This window comes from Limnobacter thiooxidans (assembly GCF_036323495.1).
Classification (GTDB): Bacteria; Pseudomonadota; Gammaproteobacteria; order Burkholderiales; family Burkholderiaceae_B; genus Limnobacter; species Limnobacter thiooxidans.
The window spans coordinates 1,272,967-1,288,372 of sequence record NZ_AP028947.1 but is presented as its reverse complement, the minus strand read 5'-3'; the positions used below and the strand labels follow the sequence as shown (position 1 = coordinate 1,288,372).

14 protein-coding genes are annotated in these 15,406 nt (G+C 53.1%); 8 read left to right on the top strand and 6 right to left on the bottom strand.

The features are described 5' to 3' along the window. Nucleotides 1-54 precede the first annotated feature (54 nt). Entirely contained in the window at nucleotides 55-1,758 is a 1,704-nt protein-coding gene (locus RGQ30_RS05905) for an acyl-CoA dehydrogenase family protein (RefSeq protein WP_338284840.1), read from the top strand. Between the two features lie 22 nt (nucleotides 1,759-1,780). Here the strand turns inward: RGQ30_RS05905 and RGQ30_RS05900 are convergent, their stop codons facing one another. Both RGQ30_RS05900 and RGQ30_RS05895 read right to left on the bottom strand, forming a co-directional pair. Next, nucleotides 1,781-2,236 carry a hypothetical protein gene (locus RGQ30_RS05900; protein ID WP_130556804.1) on the bottom strand — a complete coding sequence of 152 codons (456 nt, stop codon included), beginning with the start codon at nucleotides 2,234-2,236 and terminating at the stop codon, nucleotides 1,781-1,783. Next, nucleotides 2,236-2,409 carry a hypothetical protein gene (locus tag RGQ30_RS05895; protein WP_298217601.1) on the bottom strand — a complete coding sequence of 58 codons (174 nt, stop codon included), beginning with the start codon at nucleotides 2,407-2,409 and terminating at the stop codon, nucleotides 2,236-2,238. The genes RGQ30_RS05900 and RGQ30_RS05895 overlap by 1 nt, the downstream gene beginning before the upstream one ends. 133 nt (nucleotides 2,410-2,542) lie before the next feature. Here RGQ30_RS05895 and RGQ30_RS05890 point away from each other — a divergent pair, with 133 nt between their 5' ends. From RGQ30_RS05890 to RGQ30_RS05880, 3 genes are read left to right on the top strand one after another with little or no spacing between them, the layout of a single operon-like run. Beyond that, entirely contained in the window at nucleotides 2,543-3,829 is a 1,287-nt protein-coding gene (locus tag RGQ30_RS05890) for an oxygenase MpaB family protein (RefSeq protein WP_130556805.1), read from the top strand. A 59-nt stretch (nucleotides 3,830-3,888) separates the two neighbouring features. Further along, nucleotides 3,889-4,719 carry an SDR family oxidoreductase gene (locus RGQ30_RS05885; protein WP_130556806.1) on the top strand — a complete coding sequence of 277 codons (831 nt, stop codon included), beginning with the start codon at nucleotides 3,889-3,891 and terminating at the stop codon, nucleotides 4,717-4,719. A 12-nt stretch (nucleotides 4,720-4,731) separates the two neighbouring features. Next, nucleotides 4,732-5,322 (top strand): TetR/AcrR family transcriptional regulator, encoded by a 591-nt coding sequence (locus RGQ30_RS05880; RefSeq protein WP_130556807.1) that lies wholly within the window; start codon nucleotides 4,732-4,734, stop codon nucleotides 5,320-5,322. On the opposite strand, the gene RGQ30_RS05875 is transcribed toward RGQ30_RS05880, so the two are convergent. After that, nucleotides 5,287-6,195, bottom strand: coding sequence for a sterol desaturase family protein (locus RGQ30_RS05875; protein ID WP_130556808.1), 909 nt, complete (start codon nucleotides 6,193-6,195; stop codon nucleotides 5,287-5,289). The two genes, RGQ30_RS05880 and RGQ30_RS05875, sit on opposite strands and share 36 nt — an antisense overlap. Nucleotides 6,196-6,306: 111 nt before the next feature. Between RGQ30_RS05875 and RGQ30_RS05870 the strand changes: the two genes are divergently transcribed. Together RGQ30_RS05870 and RGQ30_RS05865 are read left to right on the top strand one after the other, a co-directional pair. Then, on the top strand, nucleotides 6,307-7,218 hold the full coding sequence (locus RGQ30_RS05870; protein WP_338284839.1) for a LysR family transcriptional regulator: 912 nt from the start codon (nucleotides 6,307-6,309) through the stop codon (nucleotides 7,216-7,218). 84 nt (nucleotides 7,219-7,302) lie between these two features. Then, complete coding sequence (locus RGQ30_RS05865) at nucleotides 7,303-8,952, top strand: GMC family oxidoreductase (protein ID WP_130556809.1); 1,650 nt, start codon at nucleotides 7,303-7,305, stop codon at nucleotides 8,950-8,952. Here the strand turns inward: RGQ30_RS05865 and RGQ30_RS05860 are convergent. After that, nucleotides 8,944-10,005, bottom strand: a complete 1,062-nt coding sequence (locus RGQ30_RS05860; protein WP_130556810.1) for a helix-turn-helix domain-containing protein — start codon at nucleotides 10,003-10,005, stop codon at nucleotides 8,944-8,946. The two genes, RGQ30_RS05865 and RGQ30_RS05860, sit on opposite strands and share 9 nt — an antisense overlap. A 142-nt stretch (nucleotides 10,006-10,147) precedes the next feature. Here RGQ30_RS05860 and RGQ30_RS05855 point away from each other — a divergent pair, with 142 nt between their 5' ends. Both RGQ30_RS05855 and RGQ30_RS05850 read left to right on the top strand, forming a co-directional pair. Then, nucleotides 10,148-10,873 carry a heme NO-binding domain-containing protein gene (locus RGQ30_RS05855; protein WP_130556811.1) on the top strand — a complete coding sequence of 242 codons (726 nt, stop codon included), beginning with the start codon at nucleotides 10,148-10,150 and terminating at the stop codon, nucleotides 10,871-10,873. Next, complete coding sequence (locus tag RGQ30_RS05850) at nucleotides 10,870-12,225, top strand: ATP-binding protein (protein WP_130556812.1); 1,356 nt, start codon at nucleotides 10,870-10,872, stop codon at nucleotides 12,223-12,225. The genes RGQ30_RS05855 and RGQ30_RS05850 overlap by 4 nt, the downstream gene beginning before the upstream one ends. Here RGQ30_RS05850 and RGQ30_RS05845 read toward each other — a convergent pair. Together RGQ30_RS05845 and RGQ30_RS05840 are read right to left on the bottom strand one after the other, a co-directional pair. Next, nucleotides 12,212-13,747 carry a class I SAM-dependent methyltransferase gene (locus RGQ30_RS05845; protein ID WP_338284838.1) on the bottom strand — a complete coding sequence of 512 codons (1,536 nt, stop codon included), beginning with the start codon at nucleotides 13,745-13,747 and terminating at the stop codon, nucleotides 12,212-12,214. The genes RGQ30_RS05850 and RGQ30_RS05845 overlap by 14 nt on opposite strands. A gap of 362 nt (nucleotides 13,748-14,109) precedes the next feature. Further along, the gene (locus RGQ30_RS05840) at nucleotides 14,110-15,381 is read right to left on the bottom strand and encodes an MSMEG_0569 family flavin-dependent oxidoreductase (protein WP_130556814.1); all 1,272 of its coding nucleotides are present in this window, start codon (nucleotides 15,379-15,381) and stop codon (nucleotides 14,110-14,112) included. Nucleotides 15,382-15,406: the final 25 nt, after the last annotated feature.

The window sequence follows — 15,406 nt, the reverse complement described above, 5'->3', positions numbered from 1 at the left end:
CTATTTTGAGTAATTATGTTTCCACAATTCGCAGATCAGTCAGGAGCAAACGCTTTGAAAACCGCCAAAGAACTTCACACCACGGCCAGCATTGGCGAAACACACCGCGTGCACAATGTGGCCAGCGAACTGCACAGCTACAACCTGTTCACAACCGACGCGGCACTGCTTGAAGGGGTGAAACGCGAGGGTGGCGAGTGGGGCTTGGGTGAAATTTCTGCATTTGGCGACAAATGCGGCAAACCCGAATACCTCGAGCTTGGCTTTTTGGCCAACAAATACACACCGGAACTGGACACACACGATCGGTTCGGCAACCGGGTGGATGCAGTGCGCTATCACGGTGCCTACCATGAACTGATGAAATCGGCCCTGGAAGAAGGTTTGCACAGCCAGCCCTGGACCAACCCGCGGGAAGGTGCCCATGTGGTGCGTGGCGCCAAGGCTTTCATTCAAAGCCAGGTGGAAGCAGGCCACGGTTGCCCGGTGACCATGACCTTTGCGTCCATCCCCAGTTTCCGCTTGCAGCCCGAAGTGGCTGCAATTTTTGAATCGAAAATCCTGAATCGCGGTTACGACCCGCGCAATGTACCCTTTGATGAAAAACTGTCATTGACCGTGGGCATGGGCATGACGGAAAAACAGGGTGGGTCTGACGTGCGCGCCAACAGCACGCAGGCCACCCCGGTGAACCAACCCGGCGCGGGACAAATGTATTCACTGGTGGGTCACAAGTGGTTTCTTTCTGCCCCAATGTGCGATGTGTTTTTGATTCTGGCCCAGACAGATGCTGGCGTGTCGTGCTTTGCTGTACCCCGCTGGTTACCCGATGGCACCAAGAATGCATTGAACGTGATTCGCCTGAAAGACAAGATGGGCAACAAATCCAATGCATCGAGCGAAGTGGAATTTCGCGGCGCGCAGGGCTGGCTGATTGGCGAGGAAGGCCGTGGCGTGCCCACCATCATTGAAATGGTCAGCTTGACACGCTTCGATTGCATGGGTGCGTCAGCAGGCCTGATGCGCGCGGGCCTTGCAAATGCCATTCACCATTGCAAACAGCGGGGTGCTTTCGGTGCCAAGCTGATTGATCAACCGCTGATGCAGAATGTATTGGCCGACCTGCAACTGGAATATGAAGGCGCCATGGCCTTTTCCATGCGTATGGCCCGTGCACTTGATCTGAAAGACACGGATGAACACGAAGCCAACCTGGCGCGACTAGCCACAGCAGTGGGCAAGTACTGGATCTGCAAGCGTGCGCCCCAACACAGCTATGAAATCATGGAATGTATTGGTGGCAGTGGCGTCATGGAGAACTCGATTTACCCGCGCCTGTTCCGTGAAAGCGTCATCAACCCGATTTGGGAAGGCAGTGGCAATGTGCAGTGCCTCGATGTGCTGCGCGCGATTGGCAAAACGCCCGCCGTGCTCATGGCTTTCAATGCGGAACTGAACAAGGCGCGGGGCGGCAATTCGATTCTTGATACATACCTAGATGCACTGAACAAACAATTCATGCAATTGAACCCAACCGACATGCATGGCCTGCAGTACAGCGCACGCACCATGGTCGATCAAATGGCATTGGCGTTTGAGGCTTCTCTGCTGGTGCGTCATGCCCCTTCAGAGGTCAGCGAGGCATTTTGCTCCAGTCGCCTTGCAACACAAGGCATACACAACTATGGCGCCTTGCCCAAAGGCATGGCTGTGAAAACGATTATTGAGCGGGCAGACCCCGGAATTGAAAAAATGTAAGTGCCTTGCTGTTTTTTCAACGTTAGTTTGTAGCGTTTGTAGAAACCAAGTTGCACTCACTGAATGAAAAACCTTCAGAGAGAATCCACTGGGTTGGCTCTGCAATTTCTCTCGCTTTCACCGACAACTGATGCACCAAGTCATGAAAAGGTTTTCGCATGCGGGGTGTGGGCCAATACACCCACCCCTGCAAAGCGGGCTTTTCCAGCAACACCTGTTCAATGGCCGGAATACAGTCATTCCACACAAGCGCATTGGGCCAGATATCAGACGCCCATTCAATGCATTCCTGTTCAGCGAGCACCGAAGTAAAGGCCTCAGAAGGTTTGCTGTGCATTTGCATGACCGAACCGTTTTCCATGCACACCGCCGCCATGCAATACCGCCCCTGCCCTGCACCGGAAGCGTCCACCAACACATGCCGGCCCGTGTTAAAAACAGCTGGGCTGCGATTTTCCAACGCCACACGAAACGGCATTAGTGCAGTACCCAAGAAAAAGGCCAATCTTTCGGACTGGCCTTTTTGATTGCAATCAGTTCTTTTTGAACTGCCGCCTTTTGTGCACAGCGGCTTTGCTTGGTGGTTTTGCGGTGGGCACCTGCGCCACCCCGCACCTTGGCCTGAATGGCCACGTGGTTTCTAGGTTTCATGGCATGCTCCGATTGAAACACAGGGGAAGCGAATTATAGGAACAAGTTGTTGAAAATGAAAGGCAATATTTCGCCTCAGTATGAAATACACAACGAAACCCGCGGCTATTTAAACCCTCGAAATGCGACTTGAATGCGACTGAAAATTCGCTTTAGTCTGGGTACTTCTACAGCTCAACAATGTGCGACCATGACCCCAGGCGAACTCACCTCCCCATCCAGGCTTCGTGTATTCGCGCACACTCAAATCAACACGCCCTGGTGGGTACAAAAATTATTGGGGCGCGCCTTCGCACCCACCGCGGCCGAATACAGCCAACTGCAATCGGGTTTGTTTGAAGGCGACCCGGTTATGGACGCATATGTGCAGGCCCGCCTGGCCGAATCACCGGGCAAATCTGACTGGCGGGAATTTCACCAAGCTTTTAACGCCCCCGATCCACAGACCCTTGAAGGCAGCGATGCCTTGCACCACCTGTTGCGACAGGCTACAGCGCTTCCAGCCTGGGTCGACACCACCTTGATTAACGAAGGGGTGGATTTCATCCACAGCACCGGCCGCACAGCCACGGATGTACTGCGCGACATGGCCCTGATGGGCGGCTACCTCATGGTGGCCTTCAACAAAACCTTGATCCTGACCGGCGAACTGGAAAAAGGTGCAGCACCCAGGCTGGCAGGTACCGCGCAGTGGTGGCTCAAGGTGGTCAGCCACCAGGCCAACCTGCCGGGCAATCCGGGCCTTCACGCCACATTGCGGGTGCGTTGGGTACACGCGCTGGTGCGTCATCAATTGAAAAACAATGAGCAGTGGGATTCACAACAGTGGGGCTTGCCGATCAACCAGGTTGACATGGCCGCCACTTACCTGGGCTTCAGCGCAGTCATGCTGTTGGGTTTAAGAAAATGCGGCATTGTGGTCACCCCGCGCAATTCGCTGGCCGTGATGCAATTGTGGAAACTGATTGGCTGGCAGATGGGGGTCAAGGAAGAATGGTTGGTTGACACAGAACAACAGGCACTGGTCAGGCTTCGGCAGTTCCTGTTTACGCATTCTCCACCCGATGAATCCACCCACAGGCTGGCCGCTGCACTGGCTGGTGAACCATTAAGTCGAACCTATCCTCGCCTTGAAACCATTCGCCAGCGGTTCGCTTACCTGAAACACCTCAGCTCGTCGTGGTACCTGCTCGGGCCCGGCTTGTTCAGAAAACTTGGTCTGCATTCACCCACGGGTCCTTTGCTTGCCTTACTTTACGTGCCAGCTCAAGCGGTAGTTCACCTTGCACTGCGCAGCACCGGGCCATCGGCACAGCTTCAAATTCGCTGGGGTCGGCAAGCACAAGAACTTGCCGTGGCAGAGCTTCAACAAAAAACATTTCCAGAAAGAAAACCAACAATTTCCACCAATGCGAATTGAACACGAACAATATGTCATATTAAACTGAACGTTCGATTGAATTGATTCGCGGAGACACCATGGGAAGCTGGTCAGGTAAAACAGTGTTCATCACCGGCGGCAGCCGGGGCATTGGGCGGGAAATCATTTTGAAGCTGGCACAACTTGGCGCCAACATCACGATTGCCGCCAAGTCGGATACGCCCAACCCAAAATTGCCTGGCACCATTCACTCCGTGGCGCAGGAAGTGGTGGATGCCGGTGGTCAGGCCCTGCCGGTGGCCACCGATGCTCGCGACGAAACGCAATTGAAACGGGCCATTGAAGCAACAGTAGACAGATTCGGCGGCATCGACCTGCTGGTCAACAACGCCGGCTTTTTAGGGGTCACGCCATTGGCTTTGACAGACACCAAAAAGTTTGACCTGATGCATGCACTGAACACCCGCGCACCGCTGATCACCATGCGCGAATGCCTGCCCCACCTGCAAAAAAGCAAGGGCAGCGTGCTCAACCTGTGCCCGCCCTTGAACATGGACGAAGGCTGGCTGGGCGCATTCATTCCCTACACGTCCACCAAGTATTCAATGACCTTGCTCAGCATGGGTTTTCAACAAGAAGTAAAAGCCAAGGGCATTGATGTCAAAACCCTGTGGCCCGCCACGCTGATCGCAACCGCTGCGGTTGGCATGTTCAGCGGAGATGAAGGCCTGAGCGTATCCCGCAAAGCTGAAATCATGGCCGATGCTGCGCTGGCGCTGGTCAGCGACCGCGAACGTTTTGCATCCAAAGTATCGTGGCTGGATGAAGAGGTACTGCGCGAAACAGGCGTCACCGATTTCGCCTGCTATGCGAACAACCCGGAACGTGTTGCCGACATTCAGCGTGACTTCTACATCGGCAAGTTTTAAAGCCAGTCGGACATGCGAAAGATACCGCAACAGCAGCGCTCCAAAGCACTGGTGTCGCGCCTGGTTGAGGCAACGGCCCAGGCCATTCGCGAACACGGCATGGACAAGTTCACCACGCACCATGTTGCTGAACTTGCGGGTGTCAGTGTGGGTTCGCTTTACCAGTACTTTGATTCAAGGGAAGACCTTGTTGAGGCCCTGCTGCAGGATGTCACGGACAGCCTGCGGCAGGGTTTGAACACCCTGGTGCTGGAAAAAACAACCGAACTGCGCGACATGGTTGAAAGGTCAGTGCGCTACGGCATGGCATTTTTACGGGCTGATGACGGCCTCGCCGTGGAACTGGTGCGCAACTGGTATCGCCTTCCCACGCAGAATGTGGCAAGGCTTCTGCAAGACACGCTGCTGGATTTCATGCGCATGTACCTGCTCAAGAACCCGTTGGGCAATAACCCTCAGCGACTACAAATTCGCAGTTTCGTGATTGCCAATTCAATCGTATTCACGATGATCCGCGCGATCAGCGAACCCAGCCCGTTCATCACTGACGAAGAACTCGCCCTGGAATTAATCGAGATGGTGATCAGCTACCTGAACGCCTGACAATTGCGGTTTGTTTTCATCGTAAATGGTGCCGCCAAACTTCAACGCGGAGTCTGCCCGGCGAGACTGCACCACCGGAAAAAACATCTGGTGCGCCCAGTGTTCCTGCCCATGAATGCGGTCGTCCATCAAACCAATTTCACTGGGGTACTTTCGCGTAATGTGCGCCGTGCCAAACAGCACATCCCACAAAAACAGCATGTTGCCGAAGTTGCCTGTGTAGTGGCCAATGCCGTCCTTGTTGGTCAAGGCATGGTGCGCCCAATGGGTGGCGGGTGTGGAAATGGTGCGCTCCACTACCCACATCACAGGCCGCAAGGCGCGGATTTTGTATAGCGGTTCATCCCAGCGCCACGAGCAGTGTGCACCCAGAATGATGGTCAACTTCAAACCCAGATAAATGGCATACACCCAGCCGCCAAAACCCAAAAACAGCAAAGCGCCTGCAATCCACAAGCCGGGCATCATCAGGTAATAGAAAAAGTTGTTGCGAAAGGTCATGCGCACGCTCATGTACTGGGCGGAATGGTGCGCCCGGTGCAAAGGCCACAACAAGGGTGAATGGGATGCACGGTGCCACAGATACTGCGTCAAATCATCGCCCAGCAGCAACACGCCGAACATGGCCCACCACGGCCAGTCGGCCCACATCCCTTGCCACTGTGCAAACCATGTTGCACCAATGCCTTGCGTGGCCAGAATAACCAGAGGCTGGGTCAAGGCCACCAGGCTGACAAACATGAACAGCTCCAGCTTGGTGTCGTTGGCTGTGGCGTGCACCGTGGCTTGGTAGCGTCGGCTTGCAAATTCCATCAAGGCAAAGCCTGCAATGGCAACAAGTATCAACACGTTCTGAAACTGCGTGGGTTCCATGTGATCTGTCTCCGGTTTTTTTATGCTTATCGATTCAAATGTAGCCTTGCCCATGCTTTTCGTCCAATGCATAATCAATGCACTTTCAATGCACTGGATGCATTAACGATCATGAATTTGAATCAACTGGAGCACCTGCTCGCACTGGACGAAACCCGGCACTTTGCCAAGGCCGCAAACAAGGTGCATTTAAGCCAACCTGCATTCAGCCGCAGTATCCAGGCGCTGGAAAAACAGACTGGCCTTGTATTGTTTGAACGCAAAGGCGGAGAAATTCGCCCAAGCCCTGCGGGGCAGTTCCTGATTGAACGCGCACGCGCCCTGTTACTCGAATCGCGTTCCCTTGAACGTGACCTTCACCTGTTTCAACGTGGTGAGGTGGGTGATCTGGCTTTTGGTGTGGGTCCATTTCCTTGTGCCACACTGGCCGGCAATGCCATTCAGGCCATTCGGGAACACTATCCTGAAGTGTCAATTCGCACGGAAACCGGAAACCAGACCAGCCTGCTTTCACTGCTGCTGAAAGAGGAAATTGAATTCTTTGTGGCTGACACCCGAGAGATTACCGAAGCACCCTACCTGACCATCGAGACACTGATGCGCCAATACGGCCACCTGTATGCCCGTCAGGGCCACCCTTTGGCCAGAGGCGCCCACCGGCTGGAAGCCGCTTGGAGCTACGGCATTGCCACTGTCAAACTGCCAGATGCATTGAAAATACAGCTCGGCAAACTGCTGGGCCACGACGACAGAAAGCTGCCCCGGTTTGCACTGGAATGTGACGATGCAAACCTGTTGCACAAAGTGGCCCTGCAAACCGACACCCTGGTTGCATCCACCGACCTGGCAGCACAGCCCTGGCTTGAGTCTGGGGAATTGGTGACGCTGAATGTTACAGACTTTCCAAAACTGTTCGCGAATGTATCAATTGTCAGCTTGAGCAACCGCACACTGTCCCCTGTAGCGAGGCATGCAATGGAACAGTTCAGAGATCAACAAATCCAGATTGGCCGAAATTATTAAATATTGGCCGATGTGCCCTCTTCCACACCAACTTGCCTCAACCTAAGATTAAAAACAGATAAAAACAAATCGAGTGTGGGCTGAATGAACAATTACGATTTTGTGGTGGTGGGCGGCGGCTCAGCGGGCAGCGTATTGGCAAACCGCCTGACCGAGTGTGGCAAGTACACAGTACTGTTGCTGGAAGCCGGGCCGTCCGACAAGGGCAACCCCTTCATCCACATGCCGGCCGGTGTTGCTGCACTGATGCACAGCAACAAGTACAACTGGCGTTTCTGGACTGCACCGCAAACCCATTTGAACAATCGGGAAATGTTTCAACCCAGGGGAAAAGCCCTCGGTGGTTCCAGCTCAATCAATGCCTGCGTTGCCATTCGCGGCCATGCATGGGATTTCGACCATTGGGCGAGTCTGGGTTGTGAAGGTTGGGCTTACAACGATGTATTGCCGTATTTTAAAAAGTCTGAAACCTGGGCTGTAGAAAACTCGACCGCCATCGAAGGCCAAGTAAATCTGGAAAAATTTCATGGCTTGAGTGGCCCGCTGAACATCGTTAGTCCATCACATCGAAACCCGCTTACGAATGCATTTGTACAGGCCGGCGTTCAGGCGGGTTTTCACCACAACAGTGATTTCAACGGTGCGCAACAGGAGGGGGTTGGCCACTACCGTGCTTACCAGAAAGGCGGGCAACGCTGTAGTAATGCAAGGGCCTATTTGTGGCCAGTGCAGTCAAGGCCCAACCTGACCATCAAAACAGGCTCACTGGTACACCGGGTCATTATTCAAAACGGCCAGGCTGTGGGTGTGGAATATGGCTGGGAAGGCCAAAGTTGTAAGGCCACCGCCCGAAGGGAAGTATTGCTCAGCGGGGGCGCGTTCAACTCGCCACAACTGCTGCTTCTTTCCGGAATTGGCCCGGCAGAAGAACTCACTCAGCACGGCATACCCCTTGTTCATGAGCTCAAGGGAGTAGGCAAAAACCTTCAGGATCACCTTGATGTTTTTTTGGTGATGCGGACACGCAAACGCTGGCCAATTTCCCTTCACCCGCTGTCCTGGTTTCGGTGGCTTGTGCAGTTGCTGAAATACTTTGCATTTCGGCAAGGTGAATTAACCAGCAACCTGGCCGAGGCAGGTGGCTTCGTGCATTCCAGTCCCGATGAAAAAATACCCGACCTGCAACTGCACTTCGTTCCCCTTGCAGCCACAAAGCACGGCTTGAACCTGTGGCCACTGGTCAGGGAATATGCCTATTCAATCATGGTTTACGACTTGCGCCCGCTATCCAGGGGTACGGTCAGCCTGCGAAGCTCGAACCCGGAAGACGCACCTTGGATCGACCCCAACTATGGCGCCCACCAACGTGACATCAGCCGCCTTGTGAAAGGCATACGGATTGCCCGACAAGTTGTTGCCCAAAAAGCGCTCGCAGAGATGAACCGGGAAGAAATTTCACCGGGAGCCGAATTGCAGTCTGATACTGAACTTGAGCAATGGGTCAGGGAAACTGCTGAAACAGCCTACCACCCGGTGGGCACCTGCAAAATGGGCATGGATGAACACGCGGTGGTGGACATGGCGTTGAGGGTGCATGGCATTCATGGCTTGCGGGTGGTGGATTGTTCGATCATGCCCACCATTGTCGGGGGCAATACAAACGCCGCCGCAACCATGATTGGCGAGAAGGCCGCGGCGATGATACTCAAGGAGGCAGAGATCAAATCAACTTGACTGTTCGCGCCATTGCCGGGGCGAAACTCCGGCAACTTCCCGAAAGGCCAGGCTGAAGCTTGCCGTTTCCGAATAGCCCAACTGCTTTGCAATTCTTTCAATTCGCCAATCGGTTTCTCTCAAATGACGACAGGCCTCTTCATGGCGAACCTGTGCAAGCAGGTTCCGAAAGCTTTCGCCTTCCTCTTGCAAACGCCTGCGCAAACTGCGCTCCGACGTGGACATCTGCCTGGCCACCCATTGAATAGTGGGGCTCGCAGACAGATTTTGCACAATCAAGCCACGCACCAGTTGAGCCTGACTTGTCTGTTTCTGCAACAGCCGGAGCTCTTCGGCGCACTGTTGCTCCAGAACACCTTGATTCAGCCTGTCTGCAGTTTTTACGGGAACAGACAAAACCGCCATGGGATAAACGACACAATTGCGTGCCGCATTGAATCGCACTTCACCGGCAACATGGTGGTAAAAATCTTCAACGTATTCAGGCTGAGAATGCTGAAACTCAAGGGCACAAGGAAGATGACCTGATGGCAACAAGTTGCAAAGGTGATGCGCGATATGAATCACAATGGATTCGACCAACGCGGCTTTAAAATCTGCACTGCCTGCAGAAATCTGGATATTGATTGTGGCCTGGTGAGGACTCTCATCCAGCTGAATGTTCACCCAAGGGATGGCAATCGCCGTGAAGCGCTGGAGCATTTGAAGAATAGTACGAATATTCGGACTGACCAGAAAAGCAACACCCAGATTGCCATGGGCCGTCAGCGGAATTCGTTCACCCAACTTGATGAAAAACCCACCCAAACGCGGGTTCCTGTACACGCGCTCGTAGACCTTGGCCATGACCTCCGTGGGCACTCGTGGCACTTGGCGCAATTGCTCAATGTTGTCGACACCAGCCGCCTTGAACACAAACTCGCTGTCCTCACCCAGTTCACGCAGGTACTCATCCACGTAGGCCAAGTAGATACTGTTACTGGAAACAAGGTCGTGCAATTTGAACTCACCGGTGGGCAGCAGGCAAATTGATTGTACTGACTTGTGACTCAATCAAGTGAACAGGCCATTCGGGAACGCGATCCTTAAGTGTCTATTCGCACAGAAAGCGAAAACCACACCAGCCGGCTTTCGCTACTGCCGAAAGAGGAAATTGTCAGCTTGAGCAACCGCACCCTATCGCCTGTGGCCAGGCATGCAATGGAACAGTTCAGGGTTCAGCGGGCTGGCCATACAGGTCATTCTGCATGAATGTTTTTTTGTGCCTTACGTTAGCACGCCCAAGAATAGCCCGCATTGTGACTTCTGTTCCCGCCTTTACTTAACAAAAAAATTGCTACGCTGCTGTTTTGATGAAGTAACAAGGCGGGTCACTGACATGAAGGGCGTCATTTTCACAGAACTTTTTAATGTCGTGGAACAGTCACAGGGTGCCAACTTTCTGGACGACCTGATCGACGCATGCGATCTGCCCTCTTGCGGCGCGTACACTTCGGTGGGCACTTACGACTTTGCTGAAATGCAAACACTGGTCGCCGAGCTTAGCAAGCGAACCCACATACCGGCTGCGGCACTGCTGGAACACTTTGGCCAGCACCTGTTCAAACGTTTCCACGCGCTGTACCCCAACCTTTTTGCAGGCCATGACTGCCCATTGCGGTTTCTAATGGAGGTCGAGGTGGTGATTCACAAAGAGGTTCTGAAGCTTTACCCCGAGGCGGAGTTGCCCAGTTTCACCACCCTGGACCACACCCCGAATTCACTCACCTTGCTGTATGAATCCCGCCGAGGCCTGGCGCCCTTGGCGCTTGGACTTATCCGCGGCTGCCTGCTGCATTTCGATACCCTGGGCACAGTCAATATGGAGGCAGACCCAGCCGGTTTCAACAAGGCTGTTTTTACAATTCAGCTGAATTCATGACCGAACCGGATGAGATCACCCGACTGAAAAAAAGACTTGCCCGGGAAACCCTCGCCCGGCAAGAGGCGGAGCGTTTGCTGGAACAAAAAAGCCTGAGCCTCTATGAAAGCAACACCCACCTGGAAGCCCTCACCGACGACCTGGAAGCCCTGGTCAAAAAACGCACGGATGAATTGACCCAAGCCTTGCAGCGGTCAGAAGCCGGCATGCTCGCGCGGCAACAGTTTCTGGCCATGATGAGCCATGAAATTCGCACCCCGCTCCATGGCATGCTCGGATTGATTGACCTGCTAATGCTTTCACCGCTGAATGCCGAGCAGGCTGAACACACCCGGATTATTCGGTCCAGTGGCCGCTCACTGCTCCGCATCCTGAATGATGTCCTGGAGTTGTCCCGAATTGATTCGGGCGCATTTGACATTGAAATTGAACCACTAGATCTGAATAGTTTACTGAACAATGTCATGCAGCTTTACCGGCCGCTAGCCCATGCAAAAAAGCTTCAACTGTTATGGGACTCCGGACCAGAGCTCCCTACCGCCCTGCTGGGCGACGAATCCCGCATTCGACAAATCCTGTCGAACTTGTTGTCCAACGCCATCAAGTTCACCCACCAGGGAACCGTCACGCTGGTATCCCGGGCACTGGCTGAAGAAGATGGGCGCTGGCGCATTCAATTCACAGTCAAGGACACTGGCATTGGCATTGAGGCCACAGCCCTTCCCAACCTGTTCAATGACTTTACTCAAGCCAGTTTCAACATTCACAAGGAATTCGGCGGCACCGGCCTTGGCCTTTCCATTTCGCGCAAGCTGGTGGAACTTATGGGCGGCAGCCTGACAGCACGCAGTGAGACGGGATACGGCAGTCAATTTGAGGTTCAACTGAGCCTGGCCGAATCGTTGCAAAGCAGACAAGATATAGGTAGTCACGGTGCGGCCTTCGACCCCACACGGGACATGGCTTCATTGGTCGGCCTGCGGGCCTTGGTGGTGGACGACAACCTGGTCAACCGAACCTTGCTGGCTTCGTTCCTGAAACGCCTTGAAATCAATGCCGACATGGCCTGCGACGGCCCTGAGGCAATTCAGGCCGTCACAGCCCATAGTCCTTTCCACATTGTATTCATGGACCTGGTAATGCCCTGTATGGATGGACTTGAAGCCACGCGCCACATTCGCCAATTGCCGATTGCCCAGCCCTATATCTGCGGGCTAAGCGCCAACGCGTTTAAAACAGATCGGGAAAAATGCCTGGCCGAAGGCATGAACAACTTTCTTGAAAAGCCTTTGTCTTTCGACCGGTTTTGCGAATTCATGCGGGATGAAAGACACCGGATCACTCGTCAATGAGACAGCTCTTTACCAACATTTTCAACTGTACGCGTCTGAACTCCTCAATCGCAGCATTGATCAACATCCTGATGTCCTCGGCGTTCTCAGTTACTTTGCCATCCTTCATGAAGCTCAAGCCCAAACCGCGAATATCGGAGGCCACTTGATCTGCCCATTGCGCATGCGGCAGATCGAGCAAATGGCAACGCAACATGGCCCATTTGCTCTCTGACATGGCAAGGGCTTGTCCTACATGCGGCAAAGGGATGAACTTGTAGGGTGCGCCTTCTAGCGCAGCATCGCACAACACTCCAAAAACAGTTTGCGTCGCCTTGTTATCCAAGCCGCTACAGGTATTTTCAACAAACAAATGACGGCTATGCACCAACAAGCCCAGCGAGGCCATCAATCTATGAGCCTGTTGAATGTCCGGCCAATTGTTTTGAATTTCTTGAAAAGTAAGGCCTGCCGACGAACCTGCCACCTGTTTGATCAACTTGTTGTAAACCGTGCTTTGGTGCGACACTTCCGCTGATCCACCTTTGAACACAAAAGGCTGATCATCGGCTACTACCTCTGCGAGTGGGTTGACTACAAAGCGCAGATTGGCTCGCCCTGCTTGCAATTGCCCTGCCCAAGGCTTGACCCTTCCCTTGACATACAAATCGCGTCTGAAACTTTGGTTGGTCGCATAGTCGATCAACTGCTCGCGCACAACTGGATCATTCTGCTTTGAAATCAAATCCCTTAAAGGCTGCGACCAACTTGCCTCATTCATTTCCGGAATGCTGGCCGTACCCATGTAGCTGAGCTTGACCTGAGCCAATTCCTGCATCATTTGTGACACGTAGACAGGCTGCCAAAACTTGTTGTTGTATTCCTGAACCAAATATGCTGGCTCATGCTTGGCCATGCCTTCTACCCGGCCCATCAGTGCAGGCAATGCCTTCGTCATGCGGGGTGAATGCTGATGCAATTGCTTTATGGCTTCAATTGCGGTGTTCAAGGCGTCTTGGCCACTCATTTGATGCTGGTGTAGCGACACCAAATGCTGAAACGGCGATACACCCAACCAGCCTGGAAAAGTGTTGTAACTGTTGTAGAAAATACCCGCTGGCTTCAGTACAGCGCCTATTAATTTGAACAACTCTGCCCGCACCCCAGGCGAAATCCAGGTGCTTATGCCGTGGCACACCGCATAGTCAAACTCACCCAAAGCATTCGGGTGCTGTGCCAATTCGGTGAAATCTGCCTCAATAAAGCTGATATTGTTTAACTTCAAACGCGCAGCCAGAGCTCGACCATGGGCAATGTGTTCGGGCATGAAATCAATGCCGACAAATTCACTGTCCGGGTGATTGATGGCCGCGACAATAAGGTTGAAACCCTGCCCGCAACCAGCATCCAGATAGCGAAAACTCTCACGTGGTGCGAGGTATCCCTGCAATAGGGCAGCCAGATACAAACGACTGGGCATAGTCTCCTCGTAATAACCGTAGGTATAACCCGCCTCTGCAAAATAGCCGCGTTTCCAGTCCATATGCCACTCTATATTTGAATTGAATGAAATTAAACCATACCTTTCAGTAGGTACCATACCTTGGGGCTGTAGAATTTTGTCTATCAAATACACGATGTGTAGCCGTTGCTTAACGATTAGGTCAAACCATCCCACCTTTGCTGTTTGCGCATATCTGGCCTAAAGAACGATGTTTTCGATATTCTTGATTTGAACAAAGAAAATTTATTCAACGGAAAAACGTATTTACTGTCATGATCTGCCATGTCGATCACAATTTGATGCTGCAAGACAAAGCTCAATCAAATCTTGCAGCGTAAAACTGGGAGGTTTTACATAACTGAATTCAGCTCAATGCATGCAACTCAATGCATGCAATTGGCTCATGAGGTCACTTCAAGACTGGCACAAAGTTGCTGTTCTATTTTCTCAAGCAAGAAAGCAGAATCGCGCGCAACCCCCGAGAAGCGGCCTGATCCCCAGGTGTGCAACCACGGAAGCCCAAGGAAATACACGCCGGGTTCCCGACTAACTCCCCGGTAATGATTGGGATAACCCTTGCCATTGAAAATCGGTAAATCAATCCAGTCAAACGAGCTTTCAAACCCCACCGACCAAACAATCCCGGTCACGTTTTCTGCCACCAGGTCAATTAATGATTCGCCCCCCTTGGGTTGCCACACCGGTACATAACGCGCTTCTTGCGGAGCGGAAATTCCTTTCTCGGCAATAAACCCATCAATCATGTTCTTGATGTTCTCGCTGCTTTGGTCTGCGTTGTCCAGGTTCTTCACTAAATCATCCGCAAAATGCATCACACCATCCACGCAATCTGCAACGCGGCCGTGCAATTGCATGCCTTCTTTGGCGCGTATCCGCAGATCAATGTCTCGTCCACCATCACGCCCTGTCACATAATGGTTGGCCTTGCCACGCACGGCCTCCTTTTGCGGATGAAGCTCCACGGGCATGTCGTAGTGCCCCATGTCAGCCAACCAATCCACCACATCCCTGCCACGGTAGCGACGCGCCACGCGGGGTGCACTGCCCACCGCCAAGTGAACGCCCCGGCCTGCCAAGTGAAGGTCTTCGGCGATCTGGCAGCCGCTTTGACCCGAACCAATCACCAGAATATTTCCTTGCGGAAGCTGTGATGGATTTCTGTATTCCGAAGAATGGATCTGCTGAATATGCGAAGGCACTTTTTCTGCAATGCGTGGGATTCTGGGCTTGTGGTAACCACCCACGGCCACCACAACCTGGTTGACGGTGAATGTGCCCTTCGTACATTGAATTTCGAAAAGGCCATCGCTCAATTTTCGCAACTGTTTGACGGCAACACCTTCAAACACAGGCGGATTGAATGAGGCAGCGAATGCCTCCAGGTAAGCAACGATGTCGTCTTTTTTCATGAAGCCATGCGGCTCAGGCCCGGCATAAGGAAAGCCTGGCAATTTGCACTGCCAGTTGGGCGTGACAAGGCAAAAGGTGTCCCAGCGTTGCTGCCGCCAGCTGTGGCCAATCTGGTTTCGCTCCAGCACAACATGGTCAATCTCCTTGCTGGTCAGGTGATAACTCATTGAAAGGCCGGCTTGCCCCCCACCAATCACTGCCACCGAATAGTGATCCTTCAAATTGCGCGCATCCACATTCATCCTCTTTTCCCCTTTTTCCCTTTAT